Annotated in this window: 1 protein-coding gene; it reads left to right on the top strand. The window is 71.9% G+C overall.

The window, feature by feature from the left end:
* A partial coding sequence (locus BKE38_RS29330; RefSeq protein ID WP_474104356.1) for a Rossmann-fold NAD(P)-binding domain-containing protein occupies window positions 1–459 on the top strand: 459 nt, incomplete at its 5' end.
* Between the last annotated feature and the right edge of the window lie 241 nt (window positions 460–700).

The following is a 700-nucleotide window of genomic DNA, read 5'->3' as shown; positions in this document are numbered from 1 at the left end:
CGCCGCGGCATGGCGCTGGAACTGTTCCGCACCGCCGGGATCTATGGTCCCGGGCGCAGCGTGCTGGATGAGGTGCGGGCCGGCCGGGCGCGGCGGGTCGAGAAGCCCGGGCACCATTTCGCCCGCATCCATGTCGAGGACATCGCCGCCGCGGTGCTGGCGGCGGCCGCCTCGCCGGCCACGGGCGCCCGGGTGCTGCACCTGGCCGACGACGAGCCCGCAGCCAATGCCGATGTGGTGGCCGAGGCCGCGCGGCTGCTGGGCGTCGCCCCGCCGCCGCTGGTGCCCTTCGCCCAGGCGCTGGCCGCCATGTCGCCGATGGGCGCCAGCTTCTGGGCGGAGAACCGGCGGGTCGCGAGCGCGGCCACCCGGGCAGCGCTGGGCCTGGCCTGGCGGTATCCCAGCTACCGCGAGGGGCTGGCGGCGATCATGGCCGCCGAGAGGGCAGGGGAAGAGTAGCGCGCAACCTATCATTCAAACCGATATCGGGAATTCGGAAAACGCGTTTCAAATCGATCGGTACAGAGGTCATCTTCCGGGCAACCCCGCAGGCACGGCCTGCACCACTGCTCTGAAGGACGACCACCATGATCCGCATTGCCGCTCTCCCCGCCCTTGCCATCGCCGCCGGCCTGGCCCTGGCTCCCAGCCTGTCGCAGGCCCGCGACCTGCTGGAGAACACCAACAACGCCTCGGCCAC

The sequence above is a fragment of the Teichococcus deserti genome (assembly GCF_001982615.1).
Lineage (GTDB): Bacteria > Pseudomonadota > Alphaproteobacteria > Acetobacterales > Acetobacteraceae > Pseudoroseomonas > Pseudoroseomonas deserti.
This window is presented reverse-complemented; position numbering and strand designations above follow the sequence as displayed.